The sequence below is a fragment of the Pectobacterium polaris genome (assembly GCF_002307355.1).
GTDB lineage: Bacteria > Pseudomonadota > Gammaproteobacteria > Enterobacterales > Enterobacteriaceae > Pectobacterium > Pectobacterium polare.
Genome location: NZ_CP017481.1, coordinates 1,991,439 through 2,010,463 on the forward strand (window position 1 = coordinate 1,991,439; position 19,025 = coordinate 2,010,463).

Annotated in this window: 14 protein-coding genes; 7 read left to right on the forward strand and 7 right to left on the reverse strand. The window is 50.9% G+C overall.

Annotated features, from left to right (window positions below; translation table 11 throughout):
* Window positions 1-38 precede the first annotated feature (38 nt).
* From BJJ97_RS09045 to acs, 4 genes are all read right to left on the reverse strand, one after another.
* Window positions 39-947, reverse strand: coding sequence for an Rpn family recombination-promoting nuclease/putative transposase (locus tag BJJ97_RS09045; protein ID WP_095993715.1), 909 nt, complete (start codon window positions 945-947; stop codon window positions 39-41).
* A gap of 168 nt (window positions 948-1,115) precedes the next feature.
* Window positions 1,116-2,774, reverse strand: coding sequence for a cation/acetate symporter ActP (gene actP, locus BJJ97_RS09050; protein ID WP_095993716.1), 1,659 nt, complete (start codon window positions 2,772-2,774; stop codon window positions 1,116-1,118).
* Complete coding sequence (locus BJJ97_RS09055) at window positions 2,771-3,082, reverse strand: DUF485 domain-containing protein (RefSeq protein ID WP_095993717.1); 312 nt, start codon at window positions 3,080-3,082, stop codon at window positions 2,771-2,773. Before BJJ97_RS09055 ends, actP begins: the two co-directional genes overlap by 4 nt.
* Window positions 3,083-3,207: 125 nt before the next feature.
* Window positions 3,208-5,169, reverse strand: coding sequence for an acetate--CoA ligase (acs, locus tag BJJ97_RS09060; protein WP_095701657.1), 1,962 nt, complete (start codon window positions 5,167-5,169; stop codon window positions 3,208-3,210).
* Window positions 5,170-6,070: 901 nt separating this feature from the next.
* On the opposite strand from acs, the gene BJJ97_RS09065 reads away from it, so the two are divergent.
* The 5 genes from BJJ97_RS09065 (at window position 6,071) to BJJ97_RS09085 (ending at window position 12,286) form a co-directional block, all read left to right on the forward strand.
* Entirely contained in the window at window positions 6,071-6,463 is a 393-nt protein-coding gene (locus BJJ97_RS09065; RefSeq protein WP_010282300.1) for a hypothetical protein, read from the forward strand.
* Between the two features lie 631 nt (window positions 6,464-7,094).
* A complete protein-coding gene (locus BJJ97_RS09070; protein WP_095993718.1) occupies window positions 7,095-9,464 on the forward strand; it encodes a TonB-dependent siderophore receptor in 2,370 nt (789 codons plus the stop codon).
* A 172-nt stretch (window positions 9,465-9,636) separates the two neighbouring features.
* A complete protein-coding gene (locus BJJ97_RS09075; RefSeq protein WP_095701659.1) occupies window positions 9,637-10,161 on the forward strand; it encodes a sigma-70 family RNA polymerase sigma factor in 525 nt (174 codons plus the stop codon).
* Window positions 10,158-11,105 carry a FecR domain-containing protein gene (locus BJJ97_RS09080; protein ID WP_095993719.1) on the forward strand — a complete coding sequence of 316 codons (948 nt, stop codon included), beginning with the start codon at window positions 10,158-10,160 and terminating at the stop codon, window positions 11,103-11,105. The genes BJJ97_RS09075 and BJJ97_RS09080 overlap by 4 nt, the downstream gene beginning before the upstream one ends.
* A 170-nt stretch (window positions 11,106-11,275) precedes the next feature.
* Complete coding sequence (locus BJJ97_RS09085) at window positions 11,276-12,286, forward strand: AI-2E family transporter (protein ID WP_039487799.1); 1,011 nt, start codon at window positions 11,276-11,278, stop codon at window positions 12,284-12,286.
* Window positions 12,287-12,455: 169 nt separating this feature from the next.
* On the opposite strand, the gene BJJ97_RS09090 is transcribed toward BJJ97_RS09085, so the two are convergent.
* Entirely contained in the window at window positions 12,456-13,982 is a 1,527-nt protein-coding gene (locus tag BJJ97_RS09090) for an MFS transporter (protein WP_095993720.1), read from the reverse strand.
* Window positions 13,983-14,365: 383 nt separating this feature from the next.
* Between BJJ97_RS09090 and BJJ97_RS09095 the strand changes: the two genes are divergently transcribed.
* Window positions 14,366-14,740: a hypothetical protein gene (locus tag BJJ97_RS09095; protein ID WP_095993721.1), complete on the forward strand. Its 375-nt coding sequence runs from the start codon at window positions 14,366-14,368 to the stop codon at window positions 14,738-14,740.
* Here the strand turns inward: BJJ97_RS09095 and BJJ97_RS09100 are convergent.
* Window positions 14,733-16,220, reverse strand: coding sequence for a mannitol dehydrogenase family protein (locus tag BJJ97_RS09100; protein WP_095993722.1), 1,488 nt, complete (start codon window positions 16,218-16,220; stop codon window positions 14,733-14,735). The two genes, BJJ97_RS09095 and BJJ97_RS09100, sit on opposite strands and share 8 nt — an antisense overlap.
* A gap of 320 nt (window positions 16,221-16,540) precedes the next feature.
* Between BJJ97_RS09100 and BJJ97_RS09105 the strand changes: the two genes are divergently transcribed.
* Window positions 16,541-17,821, forward strand: a complete 1,281-nt coding sequence (locus BJJ97_RS09105; protein ID WP_095993723.1) for an O-acetylhomoserine aminocarboxypropyltransferase/cysteine synthase family protein — start codon at window positions 16,541-16,543, stop codon at window positions 17,819-17,821.
* A gap of 63 nt (window positions 17,822-17,884) precedes the next feature.
* Here the strand turns inward: BJJ97_RS09105 and BJJ97_RS09110 are convergent, their stop codons facing one another.
* The gene (locus tag BJJ97_RS09110; RefSeq protein ID WP_095701665.1) at window positions 17,885-18,952 is read right to left on the reverse strand and encodes a L,D-transpeptidase family protein; all 1,068 of its coding nucleotides are present in this window, start codon (window positions 18,950-18,952) and stop codon (window positions 17,885-17,887) included.
* Window positions 18,953-19,025 lie beyond the last annotated feature (73 nt).

Consider the following 19,025-nt stretch of genomic DNA (forward strand, 5'->3'; position numbering starts at 1 on the left):
TCGCAGAGCCGTGGGCAGGGATAGCCCACGATAAAAAATTATTTCTGCTCGCTGCGGAGCAGTTGCGCCATCTCTTCATCGGACAGTTGGGTCACACGCTGAACTAATTCCAGTTCCATCTCGTTTTGCAGCAGTTGGCGGGCGATGTTTAGTGCGCTAGATTTCATCCCTTCTTGCATACCTTCCTGCATCCCCTGCTCAAATCCCCTTTGATGTAATTGCTGTGCAATGGTCATTGTGTCCTCCTTATGCGTTGACAGGGGCTCAGCCACTGAATCAATGAACCTGTCTATGTCAGATGTATTACCCACTTTTGCGACGTACAGTAATAACGCGTGCCGCAGTGGTAAAGACAGGTTCCAGTGTTCAAATAATAGCCCGATGTCGTGTGCCAATTCCAGCATATCCCGTGTTCGAATATGTTTTTGCACGAGCTCCAGCAGTGCGGCACGACGGTGCGTTTTGATCTCTTCATCTGGGATCACGGTCAGGTCTATCAGCGGAAAGGCATGATGGTAAACCTGTGCTGCCAGCGGTGGATCGGTGAAATGGTCCAGCCACTGCATACTATACGGATAAGGACTACGTTTGCCGTGATAGAACAGGAGTGGAATAACCACGGGTAACGACTGATGACCTTGTGATAAATGCTGCTGCATTGCATCAAGGCAATAGCGTAATAACCGGAAAGCCATGAGCTTGTCGGGGCGGCTTTGATGCTCTATGACGCAATAGATATATCCAGAACCAGAGCGAGTTTGCAGTGAGTACAGCATGTCTGACAGACGCGAACGTAATGTATTTTCGATAAACGATGCAGATTCCAATTGCAACGTACTGAAATCGCACTGCTGCTGAATAGCGGGGGGTAAATGGGCCGCAAGAAAGTCTCTGGCGATATCAATATCACTCAAAAACTGTTTGAAGATGGCATCGTGAGGCTGCATCGCATCCTTTCCCTGTGATGTGTATGCAGACACCCTAGCGGAACGTTCAGGGAAGAACAGAAGGTCGATAACTATCGTGAAGCCGCCCCGCAAAAATCTTTCAATAGTGCGACGCGCTGGATTGCAAAGAAGAGCTGGCCCGCATTTCGCGGGCCAGTGGGAGGAATATTAGTGGGAACTGCCTTTTGATGCGCCGACGCCGGTTTGTGAGCGGACAAACTGTGCATGGAAGCGTGCGCGTTCCTGCTGTCCGGCTTCGGAACGATCGGTGATGGAGAAGAACCAGATACCGATAAACGCAACCAGCATCGAGAACAGCGCTGGATAATCGTAAGGATAAATAGGCGCAGAATGACCGAGGATTTTCACCCAGATCGTCGGCCCCAGCACCATCAAAATGACAGCCGTCAACAGACCTGCCCAACCGCCAATCATCGCACCGCGTGTGGTTAGCTTCGACCAATACATGGAGATGATAATAATCGGGAAGTTACAGCTCGCGGCGATGGAGAACGCCAGCCCGACCATGAAGGCGATGTTCTGGTTTTCAAACAGGATACCGAGCGAAATAGCCACCACACCCAGCACCAGTACAGTGATTTTCGAGACTTTCAGCTCATCACGCTCCGTCGCTTTCCCTTTCTTGATCACGTTAGAGTAGAGATCGTGGGATACGGCAGAAGCACCTGCTAGCGTCAGACCGGCGACGACGGCCAAAATGGTGGCAAAGGCCACGGCGGAGATAAAGCCGAGGAAGAAGTTGCCGCCGACCGCATCAGCCAGATGCACCGCCGCCATGTTATTCCCACCGATGAGCGCGCCTGTTGCGTCTTTAAACGCAGGGTTAGCGCTGACCAACAGGATGGCACCAAAACCGATGATGAAGGTCAGGAAGTAGAAATAGCCCATGAAGCCTGTGGCGTAGAACACGCTTTTTCGTGCTTCTTTCGCATCGCTGACGGTGAAGAAACGCATCAGAATGTGTGGAAGACCAGCCGTACCGAACATCAGTCCTAACCCGAGAGATAACGCGGATATCGGATCAGAAACCAGTCCGCCGGGACTCATGATAGCCGCCCCTTTCGGGTGAACCGCCATCGCCTGTTTGAACAGCGCATCAAAGCTGAAACCCACGGATTTCATGACCATAATGGCCATGAAGGTGGCACCAAATAGTAGCAGGACGGCTTTAATAATCTGTACCCATGTGGTGGCGAGCATGCCGCCAAACATCACGTACATCACCATCAGAATACCGACCAGCACCACCGCCACATGGTAGTTGAGGCCGAACAGCAGTTCGATGAGTTTCCCCGCGCCCACCATCTGTGCGATGAGGTACAGGGCCACAACCACCAGCGAACCACAGGCGGAAAGGCTACGGATCGGGCGCTGTTGCAAACGGTAGGATGCGACGTCAGCAAAGGTATAACGCCCGAGGTTGCGCAGCCGCTCTGCGATCAGAAACAGAATAATTGGCCAGCCGACCAAAAAGCCGAGTGAGTAAATCAATCCGTCGTAGCCGGAGGTATAGACCAGCGCAGAAATACCGAGGAAGGATGCAGCGGACATGTAGTCGCCCGCAATCGCCAGCCCGTTCTGGAAGCCAGTGATGTTGCCGCCCGCCGTATAGTAATCACTACGCGAACGCGTTTTCTTCGACGCCCAGTAGGTGATATACAGCGTGCCGCCGACGAACAGCAGAAACATCACGATGGCCTGAATATTCAACGGCTGGCGCTGGATATCCCCCGTGAGGGCATCCGCTGCCCACGCAAGCACGGGCAGCGTCAAAAGCCCGAACAGCATCATAAAGCGTATTTTCATTGCTTTACCTCATCCAGTAACTGCTTGGTCAGACGATCAAATTCACCGTTAGCGCGATACACATAAACGCCGGTCAGAATGAAGGAAATCGCAATCAATCCCACACCAATCGGAATGCCGCGGGTAATGCTGGAACCTGGAGCGATCGGCGTTCCCAGCCAGCCAGGTGCAAAGGCGATCAACAGAATAAAGCCGACATAAAGCACCAGCATGATGAGTGAAAGGAAAGCGGCAAAACGCTGTCGCTTGTTGACCAGTTCTCTGAATAAGGGGTGACTTTCAATCCGTTGATAAATGGCATCATTCATCGTAAGTCTCCAGTAATCTGTAGGGTTGAGTGCTACCGCGACGTCACCCTCTGATTTATCGCCACCCACATTCCCGCAAGCCACATCATGGCTTACGGGAATGAAGAGAGTGGTGGGTCAGGGGGTTATTGAGAGGCGGTACTCATAGCCTGCTTTTCTTCGAGCAGTTTTTCGACGACGCCAGGATCGGCCAGCGTTGAGGTATCCCCCAGATTGCTGGTGTCACCGGCGGCGATCTTACGCAAAATACGACGCATGATTTTGCCGGACCGCGTTTTTGGTAAAGAGTCAGTCCAGTGCAGGATGTCCGGTGTAGCAATCGGACCGATTTCCTTACGCACCCAGTTGCGGACTTCCGTATACAGCTCGCTGGACGGCTCTTCGCCGTGGTTCAGCGTGATGTAAGCGTAAATAGCCTGCCCTTTCATATGGTGCGGGATGCCGACCACGGCGGCTTCGGCAATCTTGGGGTGTGCAACGAGCGCTGATTCGATTTCCGCTGTCCCCAGACGGTGCCCGGAAACGTTCAGCACGTCGTCAACGCGACCCGTGATCCAGTAATAGCCATCTTCGTCACGGCGCGCGCCGTCACCGCTGAAGTACATGCCTTTAAAGGTAGAGAAATAGGTTTGCTCGAAGCGATCGTGATCGCCAAACAGGGTTCTTGCCTGACCCGGCCAGGAATCCACGATGACCAGATTGCCTTCAGCGGTGCCTTCTTGCGGGTTGCCGAGGTTATCGACGAGCGCAGGCTGTACACCGAAGAACGGACGCGTCGCGGAACCGGCTTTCGGCTCAATCGCGCCCGGCAGCGGGGTGATCATGAAGCCGCCCGTCTCTGTCTGCCACCAGGTATCGACGATGGGGCATTTACTATTGCCGATTTTTTTGAAATACCACTCCCAGGCTTCTGGGTTGATTGGCTCACCGACGGAACCCATGATCCTGAGGGATTCACGCGATGTGCCCTCGATCGCTTTATCACCTTCCGCCATCAGTGCGCGGATCGCAGTTGGAGCGGTATAAAGGATGTTGACCTTATGCTTATCGACTACTTGCGCCATGCGGCTGGCGTCCGGCCAGGTTGGTACACCTTCGAACATCAGCGTAATCGCACCGCATGCCAGCGGGCCATAAAGCAGGTAACTGTGCCCCGTGACCCAGCCAACGTCCGCCGTACACCAGTAAATGTCGCCGGGATGGTAGTCGAAGACATATTTGAAGGTCAGCGCGGCATAAACCAGATAGCCGCCAGTAGTGTGCAGTACGCCTTTGGGTTTCCCCGTCGAACCTGACGTATAAAGGATAAAGAGCGGGTCTTCCGCGTTCATCTCTTCTGGCGGGCAATGGTCGTCTGCTTTTTCAACCAGATCGTGCCACCACAGATCGCGTCCTTCCTGCCATTCATTGATCTTACCCGTACGACGGAAAACGATAACGCTGGAAATGGTGGTGACGTTCGGGTTCTTTAACGCTTCATCAATATTCTTCTTCAGCGGAATCACGCGTCCGGCGCGTACGCCTTCATCGGCAGTGATGACCAGCTTGGCATTGGAATCGATGATACGCCCGGAAATCGCTTCGGGAGAGAAGCCCCCGAAGATCACCGAATGAATCGCCCCGATTCTGGCGCAGGCCAGCATTGCCACAGCCGCTTCCGGCACCATCGGCATATAAATGGCAACAACATCGCCTTTTTTGACGCCCTGCGACTTCAGCACATTGGCGAAGCGGCACACGGACTGATGCAGTTCGCGGTAGGTGACTTTTTTACTTTCTGTCGCGTCATCCCCTTCCCAGATAATGGCGGTTTGATCGCCACGCTCGGCCAGATGGCGATCCAGGCAGTTTGCTGCCACATTTAATGTACCGTCTTCAAACCAGCGAATGCGGATGTGGCCGGGATCGAATGAGGTGTTCTTGATCGTTTCATAGGGTTTGATCCAATCGACGATCTTTCCCTGCTCACCCCAAAAGGCGGCGGGATCGTCAACGGACAGCCGATACATATTTTTGTATTGCTGGGCATTTATCAGTGCATTTTCCGCAATGGCGGCGGGAATGGCGTGTTTATTATGTTGTGTCATAGCGCTTCTCCTTAAACATGTTAATGCTATGTCAAATAATGGTTAATTCTAGTTAACCAGTTATCTTTGTTTCTTTTTTGCGCGATTGATCACGCAATGCAGGAAAAGCAGCGGGGCATTACTTAAAAGATAGTCTTTCGGCTCAGAAAACAGGCAAGTTTTTCGTGGTAGCCAAAATGCAGTAAGTGATGTATGTCACAATATGACTGCCAGCAGAATTATCAGGGCTGTTATAATGTCATAAACGATCAATTCATTGTTTTCAATAGATTATATCTATTGTTATCAAGTTTTTGATCGCCCTTTACGATCAAAAGGCATAAAGATCCCGCTTATTCAGCCGATAGTAAAAATCCTGTTCAGAGTATATTCCTACGTAGGCCAGCTATTTAGCGCGTTCAACTATGATTGATGTGTTGAATTTTTGTTCCAGTTGTTAATTATATGTAGGCTATTAATGAAATAGATTTATCTGATTATCAACGGGCAGATAAGTGTGAATAATCTACACTTTAGGTGGGTTCCACAGCACAGATGTGAGCTTTCTTAAAAAGCGTAAAGATGTCGTGTGCTAGCCGCTAAAAAAAGAAAAATTAAGTGTTATTTTTTGTGTCTGATTCAGAAATATCCGGTTTCCAAAAATAAATAACAGAGATATACCCAACATCACTGACGCTGAGTAAGGCGGCAGATGTTTGAGCCCCGGTAGCATGAGAACGTGTAAACGGTTCCGGTTAGCGAAATTCACTATTTTCACTAGGTGATTTTCTGGGGTGGGGAAGAACACGATTAGTCCGGAAACCTTTTAAATTCCGGTAGGTTGATTGCTTATCAATGGTGCGCCGTGGCGTCATGGCGCGCTGTGAGATATCTTTTTACATAGCATGATGCAGAGGAAACAATGAGTCTGATATTTGGCCGGAATGAGATTTTAGGCATGCTTTCTCAACCAGTTCAGAATGATAGACGTGCAGTGGCGGTGATTGACGAGAAATGTAAGGTCGTCTGTGCGAATTCTGCCTTCAACGCCCATTTTGGATTGCGTGCTGAAATGAATACGCCCGTCTCAATTGATGATGTACTCCCTATCAACGTGAAGTTTGCCTATCACGATTTTATGACGAATTCCAACATGTTGAGTACGCGTGTGGTCTCGGATTTGTTGTCTGATGGCTTTACCAAAAAGCAGCTAAGTACGCTGTCTTTTTCGAAGCTGAACGTTGAAAATCGAGTGCTTTCTCTGCTGATCCTAAACCAGGATGCGGTTGAGCCTTCGACAAATCTGGCATCGTAAGCTTGAATCATCGGAGATTATCTGGCCGGAAGACTCGAGGTGTGTATTGATATCCGCTGACGGCCAGCAGAACGATAAAGCAACACGTAGCTTTTGTGGATGGAGAATAAAAAGCGTTCTTTATTAACCGGAATGATGTGAAAAATTAATAAAAATAGACGGTTAACTATTTTATTGCATATATTATGCTTGTTTAAAATAATCAGCGAAACGTTTCGCTCTTATCCAGCCCTGCCTCTTGCCTATTCATCACTTTCCTCTTCCTGCTCGTAAATTACTCCTTTTAAACATCATGGTTTATTAAACGCTGGCAATAAGCTCTGTAAATTTTCTTTATTTTTAGCGTGTTGAATCCGAAAGGATGACGAATAAATAAGTAGACTGTCGTCTAATTATGGATATGGTTGAGCCTATATAGCGTTTATCGCCATATAGCACGTTTTGATAAAGATGACGTCAGTTTTTTATTAGTCACCGTATAGGTTTACCAATAGCGGCAACGTATTTTCCCTAATAGTTCTGATTGATAACGATTACTTTAATTATTTTTCGATTTCTGGTTCCCCTTTTTACTCTTTCAATTGGCATAGCTTCTGAAAACAAGTCTTTCTTATGCGATAGGGGATAAGTCATGGTTAAATTCCGTACCCACCTATTGGCGCGTACTTTACGTGCCGGGGTACTTGGGGCATCGTTTGCCTCAGTGCTGCCAATGGCGGCGGTTTATGCCGCGTCAGCGGCACCTGTCCAGCAATACGCGGTGTCGTCTGGCCCGCTCAATCAGGTGCTCAATCAATTTGCCCAACAGGCTGGTGTATTACTGTCTTATGATCCGGCAGCCGTGGCGGGTAAGCGCGGTACGGGGTTGCAGGGGAACTATAGCGTTGAGCAGGGTTTCCAGCAGATTCTCAGCAACAGCGGCCTGAGCGCACAATACAGTGCCGATGGCAGCGTGACGCTAGTGCAGCGCACGGCGAGTGAGCCTGTTTCCGTTTCAGCTCCTGTTACCGCTAAAAACGATCGGATCGTCGTCACCGCTCCACCGAATACGGCAATGAAGCTGGATGTGCCGATTTCAGAGACGCCACGTGCGGTTGCTGTTGTGACGGAGAAGCAGATCGAAGAGCGCGGCGCGCAGAAGATCGATCAGGCGCTGCGCTATAGCAGCGGTATTCTCGCGACGCCATACGGGCCGGACAATAAAGCCGAATGGGTGACTATTCGTGGATTTAGCGATCAGTCCCGGTTCCAAAATGGCCTGGCGACGCTGAATGAAGATGGATTCTACGGCCAGCAGATTGAGCCGTTCGGCGTCGAGCGTATTGAAGTCCTGAAAGGCCCAGCCTCCGTGCTGTACGGGCAAAACCCGCCGGGCGGTCTGGTTAACGTCATCTCCAAACGACCAACGCGTTTGCCGCAGGGGAAAGTCGAGCTGGAATATGGCTCTAATGATTATCGCCATCTGGCTGTCGATAGCGCAGGTCCGTTAAATGATGATGGCTCAGTGCTGTATCGGGTTGTTGCGCTAGCGCGTGATACCTCGGGCGAGATGGATTTCTCGAAGAGTAAGCGCCTTTATCTGGCACCGAGCGTCACGTTCCTCGGAGAAGACACGGAACTGACCGTATTAGCCAGCTACATGGATACGAAATCCGACACGACCAACGGCTTTAAGCTGCCATACGGTACACTACAGGGCACACCGTTTGGCAAAGTCGGCTATAAAACGTCGCTGGGCGAACCGGGTATGAACCGCCACGATACCCGGCAGTTCACTCTGGGCTATGAATTCACGCATCATCTGAACGACACCTGGACGTTCCACCAGAATGTGAATTACACCTATCTGAATTTGGATCTGCGCAATGCTTATGCGCTGAGTATGGCTAATGATCGTCAGGCTAACCGTGGGCTGACCTACCGTGACGGCTTTGCGCAAAACTGGGCTACCGATAACCGTTTAGTGGGTGAATGGCAGTGGGAAGACATTGAAAATACCCTGCTGCTTGGGTTCGACTACCGCCGTGCTAATACACAAAGCCGCGATGGAAACCTGTACGCCTTTGGTAGCCCTATCGACATCTTTAATCCGGTTTACGGCAACTATACGTCGCCGGACAGCCAACTGTTTGCTCACCGCTCTGGCCGCCATCAGACCGGGTATTATGTTCAGAACCAGATTAAGTATGACGAGCGTCTGATCTTCTTGCTGGGTGGACGTTACGACGTGGCGAAGTCTCGCGACCGTAATTTTTCATCAGGCGCGGATACTCGCACCGACGATACCAAATTTACCAAGACTGCTGGGGTAATGTACCTGTTTGATAACGGTATTTCCCCTTACGTCAGCTACTCGGAATCGTTCTTGCCAGTGTCGGGTCGTGATGGTTACGAACGTCCTTATGTGCCGGAAGAAGGCCAGCAGACGGAAGTTGGCGTGAAATATACGCCGGAAGGCTTTAACGGCTATGCTTCTGCTGCCCTGTTTAATCTGGAACAGAAAAACGTTAAAACGACGGATCCTAAAAACCCAAGCCTGACTATTCAGGCGGGTGAAGCGCGTTCACGCGGCCTTGAATTAGAACTGAGCGGTGAGGTGTATACCGGTCTGACGCTGACGGCAAACTACACATACAACGAAGTGGAGACGACCAAGTCAGGTACCGTCGGTGAAGTGGGTAAACGCCTACCGGGCCTGCCTGAACAGATCGTGTCTGGCTGGGCGACTTATGCCTTTAACGGCAAACTGGAAGGATTAAGTATCGGCAGCGGTGTGCGTTATGTTGGCAGCTCTTACGGTGACATTGCCAATTCGGCGGACATGAAGGTTCCGGCTTATACGCTGTGGGATGCAATGATTGCCTATGATTTCAGCAAAGACTGGCGGTTGCAGGTTAATGCAACCAACCTGACAAATCGTGAGTATGTCAGCGCCTGTAACTACTGGTGCTACTACGGTGAAGGCCGTAACGTTAGCGCGAATGTCAGCTATCGCTGGTAATCCTCCTTCTCGACTCTCACTGAAAGAAGCCCTCGGGCTTCTTTCTTTTTCCATGCAATCCCTACAACGCCCTCCTTTTTCGCGTAATCGGCATGATAAACGCGAATAGTCGTTGACTTTGCTTTTAATGATAATGAAAATCATTTCATTGCTGTCACATTGAGCGAATACCGTGAAGAGTCCCGCCGCTGCCTGCCTCCATCAGCCTGAAACCTTAAACGTTCAGCAGATTTATCATGACCATCATGCTTGGTTACAGGCGTGGCTGCGTCGGCGTTTGGGGTGTTCTCAGCAGGCCGCAGATCTGGCTCAGGATACGTTTCTGCGTTTGATTTGCCAGCATCAGGCCGATCGCATCCGTGAACCACGTGCCTGGCTGACGACAGTTGCCCACGGGCTGGTGGTGAATCACTGGCGACGTAAAGACATCGAGAATGCCTATCTTCAAGTGCTGGCAGAGCAAGAGTTTACTTTTTCTCCCTCGCTGGAACAGCAGGCGATGGTGGTTGATGCGCTGATGGCCATCGACCAAATGCTGGCGACGCTACCGGGCAAAGTGCGTCAGGCATTCTTGCTTGTGCATCTCGATGGCCTGACCTATCGGCAGGTTGCTGAACAATTAGCCGTTTCCGAGCGGATGGTGAAAAAATATATGGCACAGGCAATGCTGAATTGTCTATTGTGTCAGGACTTATGATTTCCTCTATTACTTCTTCTATTCCGAAAGATGTTCTTCATGCCGCCTCTGAGTGGTATGCCACGCTGTATGACGAAGACTGCTCCGAACACGAGCGTCAGGCATGGCAGCGATGGTTACATCAGGATGACACTCACCAGCTTGCCTGGCAGCAGGTTGAGCAGATTCACGCCCGTTTCCATGCGGTAGACAGCCAATTAGCCTCTTCGGTGCTGAGCAAGCGGGGTGGGGAACGTCGGCGCATGCTCAAACTGTTGGCGATTGCCAGCCTTACCGGAGGCGTGGGCTTTAGTCTGCCGTGGGAAAGCTATGCGGCCGATTACCACACGGGAACGGGCGAAACGCGTGAGCTCAACATCGAAACGGGGATGACCGTCTGGCTCAATACGGATTCGGCATTAAATCAGCAGGGCGATCCCGCGTTGGCTCAGCCGCTGACGTTTCAATTGCTCAAAGGTGAATTGATGTTGGATAACCGAACGGCTCACGCTGCCCGGTTGACCACGCCCCATGGCGATCTCGCGGCTTCTGCGTATTCTTGCCAATTAGCGCTGCGCTATACGTCCGCCCACAGCGTCCTCTCCGTTTTTAGCGGTGAGGTCTTGCTACAAACGGCAGTACCCGCCGCGCAGCGCGTGACGGCAGGGCAACAGGTGATCTTTACCCGTGACAGGAGCAGCGAACCTGCGCCCGTTGAGAATTTCCGCCAGAGCTGGCGCAAAGGACAACTGGTTGCGGATAACATGCCGCTAGGTCAGTTCGTTACTGAAATTGCCCGCTATCACAATGGTTATTTTCATGTTGATTCCGCAGTGACGATGCTACGGATTTCGGGCGTTTTTCCGCTACATGAAACCGATCGCCTGCTTGACGCCGTTGCACGGACGTTGCCAGTGAAGGTGACTCGGCGTTTTGCCTGGTGGGTGGATATCCGTCCGAGCTAAAACACGGCTGGTATTTCGCGGGTAAAACACCAAAAATATCCCTCGTTTGTTATCACTCGCAGAATAGACGTAAATCTGGCGCATATATATCAATCTGTTGGTACCGAAAAAGGCGTAACATACTCCACAAAGAGTACCCTCAGCGTTGCCTCTTCATACGGGATGTCATCATGCAGTTACTGAATCTGAAACAAGCTCGCCTGTTGAGCTTTTTCTTTATTATGGGTGGCCTGCTTATATTGCTGCCTTTACGCCTGCTGACCTGCTTTATTGCTGGTTTTTTGGTGTATGAAATTGTGAATTTACTGACGCCCTATTTTCAACGGGTCATCAGCGGTAAGCGTGCTCGCTGGATTGTAGTCGCGGTGATCAGCACGCTGGTCGTCAGCCTGCTGAGTCTATTGTTTGGTAGCCTGGTCGGGATGTTGATGCAGGAAATGAAGGATACCGCCGCGTTTAATGTGCGCATTGGCTACATCCTCAATGACATCCAGCAGCAGATTATCCACTACTTACCGGGGTATTTGCCGGTCAGTATTGAAGAGCTCCAGCACGAGCTGTTGCAATGGGTTCAGGCGCATATTGTGATGTTGCAGAACATGGGGAAAAGTTTTCTGCATGGCTTTGTGACGATGCTAATCGGTATGGTGCTTGGCGCGATTGTCTCGCTTTATAACGTCGATAAAGACACGGAAAAACCATTACTGAAAGCGGAGTTACTGCGTCGGGTTTCGCTGCTGTCGGCCTCGTTCCGCAACATCGTTTTCGCTCAGGTGAAAATCTCTGCGGTTAACACGGTGCTGTCTGCCATTTTCATTCTTGGTGCTCTGCCGCTGTGTGGTATCCATCTGCCGTTTGCTAAAACGCTGGTGGTGCTCACCTTCGTTTTCGGCCTGCTGCCGGTGATTGGTAACCTGATCTCCAATTCGATCGTTTTCCTGTCTGGTTTATCGCTTTCGTTGCCGATTGCGCTGGTCGCGCTGGTGTATTTGATGCTGATTCACAAGTTTGAGTATTTCCTGAATGCACAAATCGTTGGGACGAGGATCAAAGCGCACGCGTGGGAAATTCTGCTGGCGATGTTGGTGTTTGAAGCAGCGTTTGGCTTGTCCGGTGTGATTGCTGCCCCGATATATTACGCTTACCTGAAAAGCGAATTGAAAGAAGCCTCGTTGATTTAATCCTGCATGTTGGCAGGCGATTGATGCGATCGCCTGCCATATCCTACCTGTTCTGTTAATCAGCAAACGCAGGCCTAAATGAATCAGCCCAATACGAGATTGGGCTGATTGTTTTTCGTTGATGACAGCTTTTAATTGATGCCTGTTTTCAATAAACGAACGTCTTCAATTAATGCTGTGCAGTAGCAACCTGCGGTTTAGACTCTTCTGACTGAACGCCTAACGGGTTGTTGCCCCAGCACTTCTCATATTCCCAGCCTGTCAGCTCTTCTGCGACAGCACGAGCATGAGCTGGTACATCGGCAATGGCACCGCCCGCTTTGATACGTGCAATTTCTTCCAGCAGAATGGCGTGGTTTTTACGATCCAGCTTCATCTGAGTGGTGTAGTAAATCGCAATCAGCGCAAGACCGATAACACCTAGCGAGAACACGCCAACAATCGCCTGTACGGCAGATTCTGGTTGCACTGACTGCCCGGAGACAAAGCCGAATTGACTCAGCGTCCAGCCCATCGCGAAGACAATCACAGAGCGAACCATTTTACCGGCAAACGTCATCGCACCGGCGTAAATTCCTTCACGACGACGCCCGGTCAGGACTTCATCCACATCGGCCAGGAAGGTATAAACCGTCCACGGAATGTAGTAGATACCGCCCGTACTCAGGCCAAATACGGCCGTAATGGCGAACAGAACAAAGATGGTCATGTCTTCTGACCAGTTAGCGAAATAGAGCGCGGCATAGGCTATCACGCTGACGATCACCACCATCAGTGCCAGACGGAACGGTCGTGCAAAGCCCATTTTGACGCAGATACCGATGAAGGCTGCGGTAGAAATGAGCTGCATAATCGAGCTGAAGCTATTGAGGTGTGATACCAGCGCGGTGTTCTGCTTCAGACCAAACACGATGAAGTAGGTGAACGCGGAAGCGAAAAGCCACTCAGCGCCGAAGCCAAACAGGTACATCCCCAGATGCTTACGGAAAATACGCAGACGGAAGGTAGAAACCATATCCACGCTCAGCTTTTTCATCGCTTGCCACAGGCTGGAGGTGCTTTCACGGACGATTTCGTTGACCGGACGTTCCCAGGATGTCATGTACAGCGCGATCATCGCCCCACACATAATGGCGCCGTAGACCAGGCCAGTGTAGAAGAATGGCGTTGCGGAATCTTTACCGTAGATAGCAATAAACTGCCCAGGAATGAATGCCGCCAGGAAGTTGGCGATTTTACCGAAAATGGCTTTAGAACCTGTCAGCTTAGAGCGCAGTTTAAAGTCAGAGGTCATTTCGGTAGCCAGCGTCTCATACGGCACCATGATCGAGGTGTAAATCAGCTCGAACAGCACGTACGTCGCCAGATAGTACCAGAAGCCAAAGCCTTCAACCCATAGCATGGGGTAGACCAGAACCAGCGGGACACCCAGCAAAATAAAGAAGCGGCGGCGGCCAAATCGGCGGCCAACTCGGGTGTTGTAGAAGTTATCGCTGATGTACCCCATGATGGGGTTACTGATCGCATCGATGATGCTGGCAACGGAGAAAATAGCAGCAGCCTGAACCAATGTTAACCCACAGAATGTGGTGTAGAAGTACATCAGCCATGCGCCGCTGATAGCAAGCGCGCCACTGCCAAGCAGGTTTGCGCTGCCGTAGCAGAACGTATGTTTAAAAGAGATTGGTTTATTCATGATCAGCCTAATTACAAAGATGAAACAATATTTCAGTTCTATTGAACTATCATTTCTTTATCATTTGCCCTATTGAAAAGAAAGTAAACTGACGATCACGATTTAGGGGGCTTTTAATGACGATCTGTCAGACAGATCATGAAATAAGATATTTTAATTTGCTTTTTATAATTCTTTGATCGTGTCTTTGTGTTCTTAACTTACAAAGTATGTAAATTTATTACGGGAAAGCATTATACGGGCAGATTGGCGGCGAGGCGATAGTGGGCGCTGCCCCACAAATCGATAGCATGGTATGAAATAACGCATTGACCGCAGAGAGGAAATGTCGTCATCATCCCGCCCAGTTTACTTTATCGTATTCCCTCATCAGGAGCCGTAACGTGGGTCATTTGCTGGTCTATGCCATTATTTATGTGATTTTTATTGCTGTGATTGGGTTGTTTGCTTTTCAGGCCTGGTTGCCGTCTTCCGCACCGCGTGGGTTGAGAGATCGTGCAGGTATTTTGGTCGGGGTATTGCGCTGCGTGACGCTGTTTCTCGTCGTTTCCGCACTGCAAATTTTGTTTCCCAATTCGCTGCTGGATAAATTCGTCTGGCTGGTTGCTGCGGCGATGTTGTTGATCGCGGTCATCGGTGGGGGAATGAGTTGGTCATCGCTGCAGTGGCTGGATGAAACAAAGGGGAAAAGTCGCACTCTGTCACTGAGTGTCCAAAGTGCGTTATACCTTGCGCTGCTTGGGTTTATCGTTATTTAAAGTCTTGTACCAGTGCGGCCACGGTGTTCTTTGCGCCGTGATCGCGCAGCTTCAGATAAGCCTGTGCGATAGCGTTGAACACATCGTGGTTTGCTGACAGATCCTCACCAAAAATAGAACGAATATTGAGAAACGCACTGACCCGCTCGGCGTTATCTGATGTTTCCGCAACGACCTGTCTGAGTTTTTCAGCCAGCGGATCGCGGATCTCTATAGGGTTGCCTGCATCATCTTTTCCGCTGACATAACGCATCCAGCCAGCGACCCCTAATGCCAGACAGCGATAGTCTCCGCCATTACGCACATGCCAGCGTAGCGATTCCAGCATGCGCTGGGGCAGTTTTTGTGAACCATCCATCGCGATTTGCCAGGTTCGATGCTTGAGCGCTGGGTTGGAAAAACGGGTAAGCAGCTGAACGGCATAGTCTTTCAGGTCGATATCCACCACGCTGAGCGTCGGTGCCTGCTCCAGCAGCATGAGATGAGATACCGCTCGGCGATAGTTCTCGTCATTCATACAATCGCTGACGTGATCGTAACCGGCGAGATAGCCCAGATAGGCTAAAAACGAGTGGCTGCCGTTCAGCATGCGCAGTTTCATTTCTTCAAACGGCAGGACGTCATGCACCAATTGCACGCCCGCTTTTTCCCACTCAGGGCGTCCGGCAGTGAAATGATCTTCGATCACCCATTGAATAAAGGGCTCACAGGCTATCGCACAGGGATCGGCGACGCCGAGGTGATCGGCAATTTCCTGCAACGCTTCCGGCGTCGCGGCAGGGACAATGCGATCCACCATCGTATTCGGGAAAGAAACCTTAGCCTCGATCCAATCGATCAGACTCTGATCGTTAAGCCCCGCAGATTCGAGCACGGCAGCTTTGGCTGTTTTGCCATTTTCCGGCACGTTATCACATGAGAGGATGGTGAATGGCGCAATCCCGCGTTCGTGACGTAAGCGTAGCGCTTCCGCCAGCAATCCCGGTACTGAAGCAGGATGACGAGGATCGCTGAGATCCTGCTGAATCAGCTTATTGGTCCGATCCAGCTTGCCGCTCGTCCCGTCCATGCAATAGCCTTTTTCGGTAATCGTCAGGGAAACGATGGCGGTCTCTGGTGCGGCGAGTTTCTCAATAATGGCACTAATGCCTTCTATTTTGGCATGTAACGATTCGCACACGGCACCAACCACAATTGGCTGATTTTCAGTCGCCGCTTTTTCCAACACGGTAAACAGATGATCCTGCTGGCGCAGCGCAGTGATCATGGTGTCGTCGCTGAACAGCACGACTTCACAAATTCCCCAGTCTCCTCCCACCATATTCAGCACGCGATCGGTGAGCAGTGCCTGATGAGCGCGATGAAAAGCACCAAAACCGATATGGACGATGCGCGGCTTCAGCGCCTTACGATCGTAGTGGGGAAATTGGACGCTGGCAGGCAGTTCGCAAGTAGCGATATTTTTTATTGTATCAGTCATTTATTGCGCTTCGGGTGGGGGATTTATAACGTTAAAAGTAGCTGTGATTTGCAGGCGGTGCAATACGTGACGCGCAGATAGGTTACGGTGCGCACGTTTTTTTCTCTGCGCAAATTTTATCGTTTTTTCAGATTCGTTTCAGCGGAGGATCACGGTTTTGTGAAGGCGCTTCAGTGTAATAATGTAACGCTGAAATTTAGTCTTGTTTTTACTAACTTATCTCCATTTCTTCTACATCATCAAGTGCTTTTCCCGATCGCTGTCTGCTATTTTGTCTGGATATTTTCCTCACTCCAACGATCAACAAAAAGGCCCGTAAGATGAAACTTGAATCCCTCGCGCTACATCATGGTTATGAATCTGAAGCGACAACGAAGTCCGCAGCCGTGCCGATTTACCAGACGACCTCTTACACATTTGACGACACGCAGCACGGTGCCGATCTGTTTGATCTGAAGGTGGCGGGCAATATCTATAGCCGCATCATGAACCCGACGAATGCGGTGCTGGAACAGCGGCTGGCGGCCATTGAGGGCGGTATCGGCGCGTTGGTGCTTTCCTCCGGTATGGCGGCAATAACGTATTCGCTTCAGGCGCTCACGCAGGTTGGGGACAATATCGTCAGCACCAGCCAGCTGTATGGCGGCACCTATAACCTGTTTGCCCACACTCTGCCGCGTCAGGGTGTCGAAGTGCGGATGGCCTCTTTCGATGATTTTACGACGCTGGAATCGCTGATTGATGAACGCACTCGCGCCGTTTTTTGTGAATCTATCGGGAATCCAGCGGGAAATATCGTCGATATTGCCAAAATCGCGGAAATTGCGCATCGCCACGGCGTCCCGGTGATTGTTGATAACACGGTGGCGACGCCCGTACTGTGCCGACCTTTTGAGCACGGCGCAGATATCGTCGTCCATTCACTGACCAAATATATCGGCGGTCATGGCACCACGATTGGCGGTGCGATTATCGATTCCGGTAAGTTTGACTGGGTTGCGAATAAAGCGCGTTTCCCGTTACTGAATGAGCCCGATCCGTCTTACCACGGCGTGGTGTATACCGACGCTTTCGGTCCGGCTGCTTATATTGGGCGCTGCCGCGTGGTACCGCTGCGCAATACTGGCGCGGCGCTTTCTCCGCACAGCACGTTCTTACTATTGCAGGGGCTGGAAACCCTCAGTCTGCGCATCGAACGTCATTGCAGCAATGCGGAAGCGCTGGCTGGCTACCTGAATGAGCATCCGTTGGTTACCTGGGTGAACTATGGCGCGTTGCCGGATAGCCCCTATAAAGCAAACTGCGACAAAATTACCTCGGGTAAGGCGTCTGGAATTATCAGCTTTGGCATTAAAGGCGGGAAAGCATCAGGGGGGCATTTTATTGATGCGCTGAAGATGATTTTACGACTGGTGAATATTGGCGATGCCAAATCGCTTGCGTGCCATCCTGCAAGTACCACGCACCGGCAGTTGAATGCGGAAGAGCTGGCGAAAGCAGGCGTGAGTGAGGATCTGGTCAGAATTTCGGTCGGCATTGAGCACATTGACGACATCATCGCTGATGTGGCGCAGGCGCTGGAAGCTTCACAGAAAAAGTAAACGGTAGGGATATTAGAGAAACGCGTTGGAAACCTGAATCGGTTTCCAACGCGTCATAGACGATTACGAACGGTTAGCGTCGGCTGCGGTCGTTGTCTGTGCTTCAACGGGTGCGGTATTTTGCACGGCATTGAGGCTATCTTGCGGCTGTGCTTCTGGTGCGACAGGTGCAGCAACAGATTCAACCGGAATGGCTGGCGTGGCTTGTTCGATCAGACCATTGATTTTGGTCGGCATACCAGAACGTCTCTGGATTGCCTGATCGACTTCGCTGGTGTTCACGCTTGCGTCGGCCAGAACTTTGCTCACTTTTGGCGTCATGCTGATCGGTGCAGGAGAATCAGAATGGAATTCTTCTACCGTGCGAGACAGCGGATTGTGAACTTCAACATAGCGTGAACCATCTGGCTCAACGGTGGCTTTCACTGGCTCATTGATGAACTGAACGCGAGTACCGACCGGCACGTTGTTGAATAGATACTTGATATCATCAGCACGCAGACGGACGCAGCCGTGGCTGACGCGCAGACCAATACCGAAGTTGGCGTTGGTACCGTGAATCGCGTACAGGTTCCCGATGTACAGCGCATACAGCCCCATTGGGTTATCTGGGCCAGCTGGGAAAACTTTTTGCAGGGTTTCACCGCGTGCCGCATATTCTGCATGCATCTTCGCGGTTGGTGTCCAGGTTGGGCCCGCTTTCTTGCGCTGAACAGACGTTGTCCAGTTAATCGGCGTATCTTTACCTAACTCACCAATGCCGATTGGCAGCACGACCACGGTCTTGGAGCCTTTCGGGTAGTAGTACAGACGCATTTCTGCGCTGTTGATGACAATGCCTTCACGTGGTGCATCCGGCAGAATCAACTGATGAGGAATCACCATTTTGCTGCCGGGAATGGGCAGGTAAACGTCCGCATCTGGGTTGGCTTCCATCAGGTTGCTCAGACCCATTTGGAACTGTGCTGCAAAATGTTCCAACGGCTGTGTGCTGTCTTCCGGTACGGTGATGTCGATATTCTCGCCTATCAGTCGGCTGTTAGCCGCAGGCAGAGGATAAACAACGGCAAAAGCGGCCTGGCTGAATGCGGCTGCTGCAAGAACTAAAGTCAAGATCGCGCGAATACTCATTTTCATTTCTTATTTGAGTGGTGAATGCACCCCCCGAATCAGGAGGCTGGTCTGCTAGGGTCGCCATGACGAC

Coding starts and splice junctions, on each gene's coding strand:
- BJJ97_RS09045 (WP_095993715.1), bottom strand. CDS start 947: ATGCAGCCTCACGATGCCATCTTCAAACAGTTTTTGAGTGATATTGAT.
- actP (WP_095993716.1), bottom strand. CDS start 2,774: ATGAAAATACGCTTTATGATGCTGTTCGGGCTTTTGACGCTGCCCGTG.
- BJJ97_RS09055 (WP_095993717.1), bottom strand. CDS start 3,082: ATGAATGATGCCATTTATCAACGGATTGAAAGTCACCCCTTATTCAGA.
- acs (WP_095701657.1), bottom strand. CDS start 5,169: ATGACACAACATAATAAACACGCCATTCCCGCCGCCATTGCGGAAAAT.
- BJJ97_RS09065 (WP_010282300.1), top strand. CDS start 6,071: ATGAGTCTGATATTTGGCCGGAATGAGATTTTAGGCATGCTTTCTCAA.
- BJJ97_RS09070 (WP_095993718.1), top strand. CDS start 7,095: ATGGTTAAATTCCGTACCCACCTATTGGCGCGTACTTTACGTGCCGGG.
- BJJ97_RS09080 (WP_095993719.1), top strand. CDS start 10,158: ATGATTTCCTCTATTACTTCTTCTATTCCGAAAGATGTTCTTCATGCC.
- BJJ97_RS09085 (WP_039487799.1), top strand. CDS start 11,276: ATGCAGTTACTGAATCTGAAACAAGCTCGCCTGTTGAGCTTTTTCTTT.
- BJJ97_RS09090 (WP_095993720.1), bottom strand. CDS start 13,982: ATGAATAAACCAATCTCTTTTAAACATACGTTCTGCTACGGCAGCGCA.
- BJJ97_RS09100 (WP_095993722.1), bottom strand. CDS start 16,220: ATGACTGATACAATAAAAAATATCGCTACTTGCGAACTGCCTGCCAGC.
- BJJ97_RS09105 (WP_095993723.1), top strand. CDS start 16,541: ATGAAACTTGAATCCCTCGCGCTACATCATGGTTATGAATCTGAAGCG.
- BJJ97_RS09110 (WP_095701665.1), bottom strand. CDS start 18,952: ATGAGTATTCGCGCGATCTTGACTTTAGTTCTTGCAGCAGCCGCATTC.